The sequence below is a fragment of the Hymenobacter saemangeumensis genome (genome assembly GCF_039541835.1).
GTDB classification, from domain to species: domain Bacteria; phylum Bacteroidota; class Bacteroidia; order Cytophagales; family Hymenobacteraceae; genus Hymenobacter; species Hymenobacter saemangeumensis.
This window is the reverse complement of record NZ_BAABGZ010000075.1, coordinates 12577-26116: the sequence shown is the minus strand read 5'-3', so window position 1 is coordinate 26116 and position 13540 is coordinate 12577. Positions and strand designations below refer to the sequence as shown.

At 59.6% G+C, this 13540-nt stretch carries 15 protein-coding genes; 6 read left to right on the top strand and 9 right to left on the bottom strand.

What is annotated here, in order from left to right:
• Positions 1–342: 342 nt before the first annotated feature.
• Positions 343–504 (bottom strand): hypothetical protein, encoded by a 162-nt coding sequence (locus ABD919_RS18665; RefSeq protein ID WP_345237573.1) that lies wholly within the window; start codon positions 502–504, stop codon positions 343–345.
• A 1474-nt stretch (positions 505–1978) separates the two neighbouring features.
• On the opposite strand from ABD919_RS18665, the gene ABD919_RS18660 reads away from it, so the two are divergent.
• Positions 1979–3031, top strand: coding sequence for a tyrosine-type recombinase/integrase (locus tag ABD919_RS18660; protein WP_345237572.1), 1053 nt, complete (start codon positions 1979–1981; stop codon positions 3029–3031).
• A gap of 464 nt (positions 3032–3495) precedes the next feature.
• Here the strand turns inward: ABD919_RS18660 and ABD919_RS18655 are convergent, their stop codons facing one another.
• Both ABD919_RS18655 and ABD919_RS18650 read right to left on the bottom strand, forming a co-directional pair.
• Positions 3496–4368, bottom strand: coding sequence for an IS3 family transposase (locus tag ABD919_RS18655; RefSeq protein WP_345237571.1), 873 nt, complete (start codon positions 4366–4368; stop codon positions 3496–3498).
• Positions 4365–4649: a transposase gene (locus tag ABD919_RS18650; RefSeq protein WP_345237570.1), complete on the bottom strand. Its 285-nt coding sequence runs from the start codon at positions 4647–4649 to the stop codon at positions 4365–4367. The genes ABD919_RS18655 and ABD919_RS18650 overlap by 4 nt, the downstream gene beginning before the upstream one ends.
• 415 nt (positions 4650–5064) lie before the next feature.
• Between ABD919_RS18650 and ABD919_RS18645 the strand changes: the two genes are divergently transcribed.
• A complete protein-coding gene (locus ABD919_RS18645; protein WP_345237569.1) occupies positions 5065–5367 on the top strand; it encodes a transposase in 303 nt (100 codons plus the stop codon).
• Complete coding sequence (locus ABD919_RS18640; RefSeq protein ID WP_345237568.1) at positions 5364–6245, top strand: IS3 family transposase; 882 nt, start codon at positions 5364–5366, stop codon at positions 6243–6245. Before ABD919_RS18645 ends, ABD919_RS18640 begins: the two co-directional genes overlap by 4 nt.
• Positions 6246–6577: 332 nt before the next feature.
• Here ABD919_RS18640 and ABD919_RS18635 read toward each other — a convergent pair whose 3' ends face one another.
• From ABD919_RS18635 to ABD919_RS18620, 4 genes are read right to left on the bottom strand one after another with little or no spacing between them, the layout of a single operon-like run.
• Positions 6578–7468, bottom strand: a complete 891-nt coding sequence (locus ABD919_RS18635; protein ID WP_345237567.1) for a helix-turn-helix transcriptional regulator — start codon at positions 7466–7468, stop codon at positions 6578–6580.
• Between the two features lie 43 nt (positions 7469–7511).
• Positions 7512–9212 (bottom strand): DUF262 domain-containing protein, encoded by a 1701-nt coding sequence (locus ABD919_RS18630; protein ID WP_345237566.1) that lies wholly within the window; start codon positions 9210–9212, stop codon positions 7512–7514.
• A gap of 57 nt (positions 9213–9269) precedes the next feature.
• Positions 9270–9563 (bottom strand): hypothetical protein, encoded by a 294-nt coding sequence (locus ABD919_RS18625; RefSeq protein WP_345237565.1) that lies wholly within the window; start codon positions 9561–9563, stop codon positions 9270–9272.
• A gap of 20 nt (positions 9564–9583) precedes the next feature.
• The gene (locus ABD919_RS18620; protein WP_345237564.1) at positions 9584–10105 is read right to left on the bottom strand and encodes an FtsZ/tubulin family protein; all 522 of its coding nucleotides are present in this window, start codon (positions 10103–10105) and stop codon (positions 9584–9586) included.
• Between the two features lie 246 nt (positions 10106–10351).
• Here ABD919_RS18620 and ABD919_RS18615 point away from each other — a divergent pair, with 246 nt between their 5' ends.
• The 3 genes from ABD919_RS18615 (at position 10352) to ABD919_RS18605 (ending at position 12409) form a co-directional block, all read left to right on the top strand.
• Entirely contained in the window at positions 10352–10699 is a 348-nt protein-coding gene (locus ABD919_RS18615) for a hypothetical protein (protein WP_345237563.1), read from the top strand.
• A 27-nt stretch (positions 10700–10726) separates the two neighbouring features.
• Positions 10727–11149 carry a hypothetical protein gene (locus ABD919_RS18610; protein WP_345237562.1) on the top strand — a complete coding sequence of 141 codons (423 nt, stop codon included), beginning with the start codon at positions 10727–10729 and terminating at the stop codon, positions 11147–11149.
• Between the two features lie 264 nt (positions 11150–11413).
• Positions 11414–12409: a hypothetical protein gene (locus ABD919_RS18605; protein WP_345237561.1), complete on the top strand. Its 996-nt coding sequence runs from the start codon at positions 11414–11416 to the stop codon at positions 12407–12409.
• 35 nt (positions 12410–12444) lie between these two features.
• Here the strand turns inward: ABD919_RS18605 and ABD919_RS18600 are convergent, their stop codons facing one another.
• A complete protein-coding gene (locus ABD919_RS18600) occupies positions 12445–13002 on the bottom strand; it encodes a hypothetical protein (RefSeq protein WP_345237560.1) in 558 nt (185 codons plus the stop codon).
• 30 nt (positions 13003–13032) lie between these two features.
• A complete protein-coding gene (locus ABD919_RS18595; RefSeq protein WP_345237559.1) occupies positions 13033–13323 on the bottom strand; it encodes a hypothetical protein in 291 nt (96 codons plus the stop codon).
• Positions 13324–13540: the final 217 nt, after the last annotated feature.

The following is a 13540-nucleotide window of genomic DNA, read 5'->3' as shown; positions in this document are numbered from 1 at the left end:
GGCCCGGACCCGCAACCAGCATATGGTCGGCGCTGGCGTCGGGGACAAGGCAAGAACCCGCTAGCCCTGCTTGAGTCGCGTCAGGATGGCCTTGACTTTCAAGGGGATGAATTCGTAAAGTCCCTAGTCCATAAGTTGTGCAGCTGGAACTGTTCAGGAGAAGAAGGGCGGCTGTATGACCTACGCTGCCCATTTACTTAACGATTTTGCCCTGGCCACTTATTGTATGATCACTAACAAAATAAGGGCCATGTTATGCAATCGTATTACTGGGCTTAACCGCGTCGGTAACCTGGCAGGCATTGATGAGTTGGTTCCGCACATCTTTGTGGCAGTTCCAATCTAAACCCCGCACGAACTTGGCGCCTTCCGCGCTCCTTCTGCAAACAGGCCCCCTTTCGTTTCCGGGGTCAGCTGGAAGTCCAACCAGCTGAACTGGTCGGTTTCCGCGTAGCTGACCAGAAGGCGAAAGTCCGGATTGCGCTTGATGAAATCGTAGTTCATCAGTAGAAGTATGATACAGAAACAGCGATACTCCCGAAGTGGTTGACACCTATTGCCCGGCGTTGGTCTGCCTTGAAGATGCCGGAACCAATAACCAACCGACGAAGGGCGACGCCAGAAATGCGGGTAGCCTGTCCCAAATCCTTCACGGACTGGGCTTTGCTAAAACACAACACTCAGCGCAATCAGAAACCGGGAGGGTGCAAGGGCTCTCGAAAGCCGGCGATACCTAATAAGTACGCCGGGCCATCATTAAGCCGTTAGGACCAGAAAAACACCAACCAATCGGGAAGACCGCCAGGGAGGAAGAAAGGGCGGGAAAGCAAGGAAGCGTATGGGTAACTAACGGGACACCCCGTGGAGGAAAGGGCGCGATAAAGTGGTTCAAATGTAATGTGCACGCTCAACATTCCTAGCGCCAGCCATTTTATTTTGAGAATATTTTTTTCGATGGTTCCACTACAAGGGTCACCTTATTCACATTAATATTTTTTTTAGGATATTAGCATTATACAGAAAAGGATTTTCAGGAGCCACTACGCGCCCTGCATTCAGAGCCTTATTAGCTCTCCATCGTATCCTTAGGCCGTGCTCAAAGCCGCATCCCTCGCGAATGCTGCCATTTGGAGGTTTCCTACGGAGGCGTACATTAGGCCGCGCAGCGGCTGAGTCCCCCCTGAACAAGATGCTGCGGCGGCAGTACCTGCTGGAAGATGCCGGGGTGCCCACGGCCGCGGCGCGGAACTGGTGCGCCCGCTCAGAACAGCTCAAAAAGGCGACGAACTGGGATGCCTTGCAGGACGTGCTGAACGCTGTGGGCCCGCCGAGCTGCTATACCTGCCACTCCAGCCAGCTGGCTCCCTGGTTGCTGCGGCAGCCGTGGCCTACCCAAAGATACAGGTCCTGCTTGCGGGTCCGTATCCCGGGCCAGCTAACGCCGATGGGTTGGACGGCGCGTCCATCAACTACCGGCACTGGTACGGTTCGTCTGCCAGCAGTGCAGTACAGCTTGGGTGATGCCCGAACAACTCCCCGAGTCTGACCGATGATTACGAGGAACCGGGAGAAGGCGAAGAAACTTCGCTCAGTGAGGAAGCCTCACCAACTGAACTTTATGTCCCCCGCGACGACATCCGGGAGCAGTTGGTCGAAGTTCGTCAACAAATCGACCGGCTACTGGCGCGGCTGTAACGTCGCACCCACTATAGCTCCGGTTGTACTGTTGGGTTCATGTCCGCACTATTGGCCAGCAACCTGGAGCTACACTTGCACATGCCGTACCTGACCGGCCCAACCGGCTCCTCCCCTTTTGTGTAGATTTAGTTTTAAGTTATGATAAGACCCACTTATCATAACTTATCTTTGGTCACCAGAAAAGCTGGATTCGGGCCGGTTCTTATACCTTATATATAAGGTGTGCGCCCGCGGCCTCGCTTGTTCCCATTTTCGCCGGCCCGCCTCTTTAACCCATCCCATGAGCGAAGAGCTATCCCTCGTTCCGTCCGCCCCAACTCCGCAATCCATCAGCGCGCAGCTGGCCCGGGCTTCCGCCAAGGTCGCGGGCTTTCTGGAGACCGGCCTGCAGGGCGCTGCCAACACGGAACGTGCCTACACCTCGGACCTGAAAAGCTATACCGCGTTTTGCGCCGCGCACGGCTACACGGCCGTGCCGGCCGACGAGACCACGCTCACGGAATACGTTGCCTACCTGGCGTCGGAAAAGCCGTTGGCGCAGGAACGGGGCCGTGGGGAGAAACAAAAGGGCCAGCAACCGCTGACCGGACCACACGCGCTGGCCACCATCCGCCGGCACCTGGCCGCCATTCGCAAAGCCCACCAGCTCAGCGGGCACGCGCTGCCGGCCAACCTGGACGGGCTCAACGTGGTGATGGAAGGCATCGCCCGCACCCTGGGCAAACGGCAAGAACAGGCCTTGGCCTTCTCCGTGGCAGAGTTGAAACAAGTCATCCGCGGCCTGGACCTGGACACCGCGGCCGGCCTTCGGGACCGGGCCCTGTTGCTACTGGGATTTGCCGGCGCCTTCCGCCGCTCGGAGCTGGTCGACCTCAACCTCGAGCACCTGGAATTCACCCCCCGGGCCCTGCTGATTCACCTGCCCAAAAGCAAAACCAACCAGTACGGCGCCGCCGAGGACAAAGCCGTGTTCCAGGTCCCCAACGAGGACTTTTGCCCCGTGCACGCGCTGCAGGCCTGGCTCGCGTTGCTGGGCCGAACCACCGGGCCGGTGTTCGTCAAGATTCCACGCACCGTACCGGGCAAAGTAGCCCAGCCCTCCGCCAAGCGCCTCTCGGCCATTTCCATCAACAAGCTCGTGCAAAAGCGGCTCGGCCCGCAGTATTCGGCCCACTCACTGCGTGTTTCCTTTATCACCGTGTCGGTGCTCAACGGGCAATCCAACAAGTTTATCAAGAACCAAACCAAGCAGAAAACCGACGCCATGATTGACCGCTACACCCAACTCAACGACGTGGTGAAGCACAACGCCGCGCAGTATTTGGGTTTGTAACATTATGTAGTGTCTATTTAAGTACAGTTTACCCATTTTGCTGTAGATTGCCTGGTATGGCCAATTAAGATATAAGCCGCACTTGTAGATGAGCACAAAGTTTTTTACTAATTCTGAGGGGAATACCCTCTTAGCCAAGTTTGCAGGGATTTTTGAGCATACTAGGGGTTCTTCTTCCAAAAGGGCGGATTTACACGTTAAGCCATAGAGTACCCAGACTGGCAGAATACGTGATAGTATAACAACCAATACAATCACGTTTCATATCTGACATCCCCTTTATTTTGCCTGGACTCTCATCCTCAGCACCAGGGCGGAGCGCTTTTTTTACACGGTAAGTGCATATTATATTGGGATTAAAGCGCTCATTAGCAGAAAAACAGTACATTTAGTACAACTCTTAGTATAGTTAAGCCCAACAGGGCAAATTCTGCAACTGTACTACTCCCCAAAAACTGGACAGTCTAGATGGGGGTGGTTAAGCAAATGATTTCGGGTTTGAAGGTAGGGGTTTGCGTGTAAATCGCGGCCGGCGTTTGGCCCTTGAGCGCTTGGTGGGGGCGGTGGTGGTTGTAATAGTTGAAGTAAGCCTGCAGTTGCTGGTAGAGATGCTGCCCGTCTTCGGCCGGGTTGAGGTAGACGCACTCCCATTTGACCGAGCGCCACAGGCGCTCGACGAACGCGTTGTCCGTCGCACGACCTCGCCCGTCGCGGCTGATGCGGCACCCGGCTCGTAGCAGCGCCTGCTCGAAGGCGGTGCTGGTGAACTGGCTGCCTTGGTCCGAGTTGAAGATGTGCGGGGCGGGCTGCTGGCGCAAGGCGGTGGCCAGGGCGGCGAGGCAAAAGCTCGCGTCCAGCGTGTTGGAGAGCTCCCAGCTGAGCACGCAGCGCGAGTGCCAGTCGAGCACGGCGACCAGGTAGAGGAAGCCGCGGGCCATGGGCACGTAGGTGATGTCTGTGCTCCACACCTCGTTTGGAGCCGTAATCACCCGTTCGCGCAACAGGTACGGGTAGCGCGCTGCCCCTTCGCCTGGCGCCGACAGGCGCGGCTTGGGATAAACTGCTTCCAGGCCCATCAGGCGCAGCAAGCGGCGCACGCGCTTTTCGTTGACGGCGTAGCCCTGCAAACGCAAGTAGTCGCGCATGCCCAGCACCCCCTTGAAGCAGTGCCGGGTGTACTCCTCGTCCAGCAAGCGCATGAGCTGCAGGTTCAGCGCCGTTTCGCCTTGCGGGCGGTAATAGTAGCTGCTGCGCGCCAGGCCTACGGCCTGGCAGCGCGCCACCACGCTCCCCTCGGCGCCGGCTTGCACCAACGCCCGCTGCTGGGCCACGCTCACGGCCGCTGCATTTTTTTTAGCAGCTGGTTCTCCATTTGCAACTTGCCGATGGCCGCATACAGCGGCTCGACGTCGGGCGTAGCGGGCGGCGCAGCAGCCGGCTCGGCAAAGACTTGCGCTGCCTGCTCACGCAGTTGCAGCTTCCAGCGCGTAATCTGGCTGACGGAAAGCTGATAACGGGCGGCCAGCTCGGCCAGTGGCTGGCGCTCAGTCAAGGCCGCCAAAGCGACTTCAGCCTTGAAATCGGCTGTGAAGCGGCGACGGGTACGTTTCGGGTTCATAGATGGGCTAAGCTAGCCCATCTAAACTGTCCAACTTTTGGGGAGTACTACAAACCCTATGATAGGGAAACCCGGAAGCATTTGACGAAGAAGCCCTGCAAAGCAACATGACTATCTGCCTGCCCGCTTAAGGAACTCTTTAACAGATCATTTTATCAAGAATTCTACCTTCACCTGATTATCATGAAGCTAGTCATTTTTTTCTTCGCCACTTTATTTGGTTTGATGGGCACAGGATGCAATAAATGTGCTGATGTAGATCCACCAAGCAATGCCCTCTCGTTTTTTCTGGTCTCGTTGAATGGCCAGAATCTTATTGGGCGCTCGCCCTCTCAGTATCATCCAGATTCCTTAAGAGTAACCTTGAGGTGGTCTAGGGAAGGCGGACAGAAGAAGGACGTATATTTCTTCTGTCATGGCAACCAAAACCAGCGGGGCGTCGCCCGATAAACGGCGCAAGTACGACGAGGCGTTTAAGGCCGAGGCCCTGCGCCTGGCCAGCGAGAGCCGCAGCACCCAGGCGGCGGCGCGGCAGCTGGGCATCAGCCCCAAGCTGCTCTACCGCTGGCAGCAGGCGCAGCTCGTGGCCGAAGTGGGCAGTGAGGAAGTGGCCCGTGACCCGGAGGTCCGCGCCCTGCGCGCCCGGCTGAAGCGGGCGGAGCAGGAGCTCGACATTTTAAAAAAAGCCTTGGTCATCTTCGGCCAGCCGACCCGGTGAGCACCTACGAGCACATCGCCCAGCGTGCCGCCCACGTGCCCGTGCGCCAGCTCTGCCAGGTGCTGCACGTGGCCCCGGCCGCCTATTACGCCTGGCAGCGCCGCCGGCAGCAGCCAGTGGTCGAGCCGGCCTGGCAAGTGGCCGTGTGTGAAGCGTTTGCCTACCACAGCCAGCGCTACGGCACGCGTCGGCTGCGCGCCGAAGTGCAGGCCCAGGGCCATGCCGTCGGCCGCTGGCGCATCCGCCGCGTGCTCCACGCCCACGGCCTGCGGGCCCAGCAGCCGCGCTCGTTCGTGCCGCGCACCACCGACTCGGACCCGGCCGTGCGGGCCGCCCCCAACCGCTTGCTCGGCCAGCCAGCCCCCACGGCCCCGAATCGGGTCTGGGTGGGCGACATCACGTATTTGCCCCGCCAGGGCGGGGGCTGGCTCTACCTGGCCGTGTGGCTCGACCGCTGCTCGCGCAAAATCGTCGGCTGGGACGTGCGCGACACCATGCCCGAAGACCTGGTCAGCGAAGCCCTGCGCCGGGCCCTGGTGGTGCGCCGCCCCCCGGCCGGGCTTATCGTGCACTCGGACCAGGGCAGCCAGTACACAGCCACCCGCTTCAAAAGCCTGGTCGCCAAACACGGCGCCCAGCAAAGCATGAGCCGGCGGGGCAACTGCTACGATAACGCCCACGCCGAATCGTTTTGGAGCCGCTTCAAGGCCGAACTGCTCGACGGCGGCAGCTTCCCCGGTCTGGCCGAAGCCAAGCTCGAAATCAGCCACCACATCGCCTATTACAATGCCGAACGACGACATTCCGCCCTCGGCTACCTCTCGCCCAACCACTTCGAAACCTATCTTCAAACAACGTCCCAATTGTGTCCGGCTTAGCTAGACCACCTCACTTACCTCCTCCTCCACCAATTAGTCGGCGGCTGGCAGCAACAGTATTGCGGGGGGCGCCTTGTGTTGGAACCAGAGTGAAGCCCCAACATAGCAGCGTTAGGGCTGGAACTAACCGTAGAAGAAAGTAGGAGTTTTTCATACAAGGGTAAGGATGAGGTTGCAAAAAAGAGCTAAAGCTTAGAGCTATGGTCAGGTGTGGGTACTAGAAAACTCTTTTCCAGGCAAGAGCAGGGGTAAGGTAATAGACGACAAACTATTCCAACAGGCTTTGAACACAATGCCCCGCCTGAATACTCAGACGGGGCATTGTGTTCATTCTATGCGTTGCTTTCCGCTAAAGCCGCAACGTGAATCTGTTTTACTTGCGCCCGTAGCGAGGCGGGCGCCAACACCCGTACCTGGTCCCCGAGCGAGAGCAGTTCCATAAGCAGGTCGTGCGTGTTATACACGGTCAGCTGCACCAGTACTTCTTCGTCCGTGTCGACCAGCACCCGCTGCGACGGGTGCAAGGGAAACGACTTGAGATACTGGCCCTGGGTGGGTTCCAGGGCCAGTACAATCTCCGCTGGCGGCTCGTCGTCCGGGCGGATGATGCCAAAGCAGTGCGCGTAGTAGGTATCCGCGCTGAACCCGGCCGGGGGCTCAAAGCGCTGGGCCGTGGTTTCCACGGCCCGCATCCGGTCGAGCCCGTAGCAGCGCAGCCCTTGCCGAGCCGGGTCGTAGGCCAGCAGGTACCAGCGGCCCTTGAACTCCTTCAGCAGCAACGGCCCCACGGTGCGGGACGCGGGGGCTTCGTCCCAGAACTTGTGGTACTGGAACTGCACCTGGCGCCGCTGCTGCACGGCCCGCAGCAACGGCTGCAGCCACTCCGTGCCCTGGGGTCGGCGTTGTTCCCACTGCACGAACGGGCTCAACGCCGCCGGCAGTCGCAGGAATTCCTGCAGCTCGAACGCATCCAGCAGGCGCTGGTAGCCCGCGGGTAGCGGGTCGGCGGTGGTGATGCGGTAGCCCCCGGCGCGGCGGTCGTGGGCAATGGTCACCCCGAAGCGCTCCGCGATGTGGGGCAAGTCGCGCTGAAACGTGCGCTGCGAGTAATTCGCCGCCAAATCCCGCAGCGCGGTTTGCTCCAGCAAATAGTCCCGCAGCTCCGCAAACGGCACGGCACGGCCCAACTGCTGCAAGCGCAGCACGAGCAGCAGTTGGCGCAAAAAATGGGCGTGGGTCGTCATCAGCAGCGCAGCACCGTCCGGCTTAGTTCTCTCCCAGCCAGTGCGCTTCGGCAAAGGCCACGATGCGCCGGGCCCGTTCCGTAATCTGTTCTTCGCCCCACCCGTCGCCGGCTTTCATGAGCGCGCCGACTTCCTGGTCGGCCAGGTTGGTGGAGACCTGGTAGGCTTCCGCTTCTTCGGCCGGGGTATCCTTTTTGCGCGAGTTAGGACCCTGTGGCATCAAGGCCAGGTTGCCCAGGTTGTGCAGGAACTTCTCCTCAAACTCCGGCGAATAGCTCCCGCCCTGGGGGGCGATGTGGTCCAGCGTCTGCTGCCAGCCGGAGTGCCCCCACGAGTTGAGCAACTCCGCGCCCGACATGCCCGGCCGCTTCACGGCCTGCCGCAAGTGGTTTTCGTAGTGCCAGAGCAAGTAGCGGGTGGTCCGCTCGTAGTGATTGTGGCTCTGCAGGCGGCGCTTGAAGTCGCCGGTAAACGACCAATACCATTGAAAGCCGTTTTCGGCCCGCCACGTCAAATCGGCGATTAACTGGTCTAGCCCGTCGCCCCCTTTGTAATTCCGAGCAAGAGTATGGAAATCGTTGGTCCGGTAGCTGCCCACCGAGTAGGCCTTTTTGAACAGGATGGTTTCCATCAACCGGTACAGCCGCTCGCGCAGGTCCTTATCCTCCGCCTGGTGGTGGAAGTAATTAATCTTCAGCAGCAGGGGCCAGCTGTTGCCCGCATCCAGGTGCAGCACGCCCGTCACCGCGCTGTAGCCGCGGGCCAACTCTTCCAGGGTCTTCACCGTGATAAACGAATCGCGGAGCTTGCTGGTGAAGTCGCGAATCCACTGGGGCCGCTCGTCCGGCAGCACGTCCTTGAGGGCTTTTTTCACCCCTTCAAACGGCTCATCGCCCCGGCCGAACGCCACGTTGTGGTAGGAAAAGACGGCGTTTTCGTTGACGTGGATTTCTTCGCTGAGCTTGTACATCTCGCCAAAACGGTCTTCCACGTGCCGGATGGTGCGGTCCACGTCGTCGGTCCCCGCGTCGAGGTAGGCCCGGTGCATGAGGTAGGCCTTCAGCTTCTCCAGGCTCGTCAGGCTAATGCCCCGGTCGTTCTGAAACGCGAAAATTTGGGTGGCCTGCACCTTGTCCGTCACCTCGTACTTGGTGATGCGGGCGCCTTCCACCAGTTGGTGCCAGTGCAACAGGGTGGCCGTGTCCTCGTCTTGAAAGCGCTTTTGAAACAGGGTGGCCGCCTCGTGCAGCCGCTTTTGGGCCTGCCGCTGCGGGTGCGGTTTGGCATCGGCCTGGTGATGCAGAATGGCCTGCTCAAAATAGCCGTGGTCGTCGGGCACCGTGCTCAAACGGGCACGATTACGAAACGTTAGGTAACGCTCCCGTATCCGCCGTGGCTCCACCGGGTCGCCCTCGCTGTTGAGCAGGGCTTCGCCGCGGTCCTCCCGGGCCTGCAGCTCCTGTGCCAGGGCACTAAAGAAAATGACCGCCGTGGTCATGCGCTGCTGGCCGTCGATGACGTTAAAGTGCGGCTTGGTGGCATGGTGCCGTTCGAGTAGGAAGTGCCCCAAATAATAATCCTTGCCCGCCGGTTGTTCTTCCAGGTCGGTCAGGAATTGTTTGAGCTGCTCGTCTTTGCGCCAAGCGTAGGCACGTTGGTAGCTCGGGACTTGGTACGCAAAATCTTCGCTTTCAAAAAGGGATTTAAATGTTTCGGCAGCCATAAAAAGAGGGTAAGGGAAGGTGCAAGATAAGGATTGAAACCGGCGGGCAAAGCCCTTTTAGGAGGGGGGCGGGTTTTCGCCCAGACGAGCCCCTAGCACCTGCAGAATGCGCTCCCGCGCCCACCGGGTCCCCCACCGCGCAAGCCCCGCAGTATCGGCGCCGTAGTGTCGCTGCGCGGCGAGCCAGCCCGCTTCGCCGATGACCGCTAATTGCACCAGACTAAGCCCCCGGTCCGGGTATTGCCGCGCCACCGCGAGCACAAAGGGCGGAACGGTGGCCAGCCGGGGGTGCTGCGCGACGCAGGCTGTGGGCTCGGAGGCAGCGGCAACAATTCGCAAACGACGCAACATGGGGGCAATAGGGGAAAGAATTAGCGCCGGCTGAGCAGCAGCAGTACTTGTATGCTCGCGCCCGACCCGGCCACCAGGCTGTGCCCAAAAATGACCTCTGCCTGATTATCTACCTGGCTTCCCAGGTATTCCACGAGGTGGGTCAGTTCGTCCATCTCCAGCTCGGTTTCGGTGCCGCTGCGAATCACCAGCAACATGCGGTGGGCCGGCATTGCGTCATCGCCTAGTCGAGTGGCCTCCCGCCACACCCGGTGCCTGGCGTCTTCCGCTCGATTGGCGCCACTGGCCGTGACCATTCCAACGCGGAGGGCCGCTGCGCCGGCCAACACCTCCCACACGTTATGGTAATCCACATTCACGTCGCCGGTTTCAGCCAGCATGAGTTGTACGACCGCCCGCAACTGCTGGTCGGCGGCCGAAGTCATTTGCTGAACCGCCGGGGTGGCAGCGGCCGTCTGCCGCCAGGCCGTAAGCAGCAGGTCCGCCTGGTCTGCTCCGCTGGCAAGGGCAGAAATCAGGGGGCATGGTAGGGTCTCTTTCATACGTCTTGCACGAAGGTGGCCGCCGAGGACGCCAAAACTTGTCGCGCTGGATAAAGCAGATGTAAATGGGGCTCCCACACCTGTCCGGGCCGGGCCATTGTAGGAGAAATACACGCCCGCGCAGTGACCGTTAGTCGGTGTGTGCTAGACCGGGATTATGCGTAGTTTCGCTGGCTTATCCTGCGCCCATTACCTGCCGGGCCGCAACATTTACATCCTCGTTCGCCCGAACGCCATTTCTTCCTGATGGACCATTTCAACACGGCCAATGCGTTGGCCTTTCTGGTATTTACCCTCTTTGCCCATAACCTCCAGCTCTACGCAAAGGACTTTCGGGGCGCTAGCCAAGCGGCGGGGGCAGTCGTCTCCATTGCGGGCCTGGCCAGCATGGTGGCCGAGTATGGCTTCCTACTTTATTATGGCTACAAAGTGGTCTGGTGGGCTCCGCTCGTGCTCTTCGCGGCCAGCCTGGCCCTCATGTTTGTGACCGGTCGCCTGCAAAACCGGGTGGGGGCGCCCATCTTGGGCTTGCTGGGCCTGCTGGTTGCCCCCATCTGCGGGTACCTGATGTTCACGACCCTGCCTGTTCACTAAGCTGTTAACGGACCTATTTACGCGGCTATGAACACCGGGCTCTCACCTGAAGCAACCCAAACCATCATCAACCTGGGCCATGCGTTCAATTGGTATGCCTACGCCCAAAAAAAGTGGCCGGGACTGGATGATGCCGGCCTTCATGCGGAGATGGGCCAGATGTTGCAGCACCTGAAGACCTCAGCAAAGCTCTACCTGCGGGCCGACGATAACTTCGCCGTCAACAGCTACCTGCACCGGACCTTTCACCACTGGGGGTCCCCTCCCGAAGCCCACACCGATTACTGGTATGACATGGCGTTTTTATACCTGCACCTGTACCGCATACCGGTTTCCCCGGACTACCGGCACTTGCTCTACACCGGGTGGGTGAGCCGTCCCAAAGGCGCGGCCGAAGCGGCCGCGGCGGAGCTGCGCCAGGTCCTCCGGCGTCCCCCAGCTGCCGGCTAAGCTTGCCAGCCCAAGAAGCCCCGCCGGGGCCCATGATTTCTTCGCCCCTACCATGACCTACCTCCTCGCGCTCCTACTTGTCTCGACGCCACCGCGGCCTGCGCCGGTGTACATCTGCTAAGGCTCGGCATCGTATCCCTAACGTTCGTCGAGTCTATGCGAAGGCTTGGCCCGAGGCCCCAATCAGTAAAAAAGCTCTCGAAACCTGCGGCCGCTAACTAGGCCCTGCTTATTGATTACCTCTTCGTCCCTTATAAATTCTGCATGCTACGGCTTATCAGCGACCCGAAACAAGTCAAAAAGCTCTACGCAGACTTCCGGCAGCTCCTGGAGAGCAAAACCCTTTTTTCCGTCCATCTCCCAGATTTTCACATTGGGCACCGGGGCGGTACCGCCGCGACGGATGCAGATTATTCTCCCCAATTAGATGTTTGGACGAGTCCGGGAAACCTGCAGTGGAATGCCTTCGGGGTAGGCAAAAGCCCGTCCATGGTCGTGCAAATCAATTTTCAGGAATACGACCGCAAGCCCCGTCGCGTCGGCGCGGCCTTTGCGCTGGATGCGGCCAATAACCCTGTGGTCATCCACCGGGGCCACCTCGGCGGAGGCAAAAGGGGCGTGGGGCTCAGCCTGATGCTCAACGAATGTCGGGCCGAGCATATGTGGCTCCGCGAAGAGAACGGTCAGGAAACGGAGTGTTTTGTAGTTGGCCAACTGCGGTCCCGCTTCTTTGCCCAGCAGTTGGCCACCTTTGTGTGGGAGGTACACCGGGTAAAAACCTTGGGAAGCGTTTCGGAGCTGAGCGGCATTGCCGCGTCCTTGCTGACCCTCGATAACCAAGGGTTTACTACCGAAAAGACGGGCACTGGCACGCGCACCACGAGTGGGCCAACTGAGCTAACGCACGGGCTCGTGGTCAACGAACTGGCCAAGCGCTTGGGCAAAACCGCCGCCCGCCACGGCTGGCAGGTTCGAAACGACCGCCACCGGGACCTGATGCTCACCGAGGGCAACACGCTACGGCTGTTGTTTGAAGTAAAAACCGGGGTAAGCACCCAAAGCATTTGCACCGGCTTGGGCCAGTTGCTCCTATACAGTGCGGGTGAAGCAGGCGCCAGCCTGGTGCTGGTGTTGCCGGAGAAGCTGCCGGCTGACGTGGCAGATCAGTTGCATCGGTGGAAGGTCCAGGTGCTCTACTACAGCTGGGCCGATACAACCCCTCGGTTTCGCGACCTGAGCAAACTGCTGGCCCGGCTATAGCCAGCAGCGCGTGCATTGAAGGGGCCTCCGTGCCCTCATACCCCGGCAAAGTCCCACTCCACCAGCAGGAAGTTTTCAGACTGCAGGCCTACTTGCAGGCCGGCCTCTGCCCAACGCGGTTGCGTGGCGCGGATTCGGTCTTTCTTAAGGCGTTTGAGTTCGGCAAACACCACGGAACCACCGTTCCAGCCGACCACATCCCAACACCCCGCGTAGCTGTTGCCGTTGGCCTGCGCCATTTGGTGCAGCAGGTCCTGCACCGCCGGGTCCGGGATGGGGTCGTGCTGCTGGCCGGCAAGGCCGGCCTCCGCCCACGCCGTAAAGTGGTGAGGGGTCATGGCCCCGGCACCGTAGGTTTCCACCCACCGGGCCTGCCAGCCGGCGAGCCGGAACAGCTCGTATACGCAGAGTTCGGCAAACACAGGGCGGCCGCCGAAGTCAATCAGGGGTTTATTGCCGAACGTGTTGTGGATGGGGTCACCAAGCCACGGGCGGAGCTGTAATTCGACTTTTGGAACCGTCAGCACCTGACCGCTGCCGGTCAATGATTCCGTGGTTGTAGGCCTCAACAGGGATGGATAGGCGACAGGCATAAGGCTGGGTGACCAGATGTAGGATGAGGGCTATTTGAAGGCAGATTGCTGGTATGCCGTCAGCGTATAACCGCCGCTGTAATAAGCCGATAGGGTAAACATGACATCGCCTTTGGTGTACGACCGGATATTAAACTCTCCGTTTTCACTTTCCCGGTCCTCCCATTTCATATATCCTGCGTTCAGCAGGGCCGTGGCCAACGCTTTTATCTCACCCTCCTTGGGACGCTTGGTGCCGAATTGAAAGGCGACGCAAGCACCGGATTTGTTAAAGACATCCATGATGGCATAATTGCCCGGGTGCACGTAGCCCTTCCTCAAGAGCTTTTTGTTGGTTAGCTTAGAGAGATCCTATGTTTGCCTCGGGCTTACATTCAGGTGCTGACAGTGACAGGGGGGAATAAGGTGGATTAGAGTGAAGGGCGTATGTAGAGCCCGTCTGAAATGAGCATCCCCTCCCTGTTCTTGGGTGACGTTGGACAGTTCCATAAGGCCTGAGAGCCTGTATCAGGATTGAAAATAGCTCCCTGGAAATCAC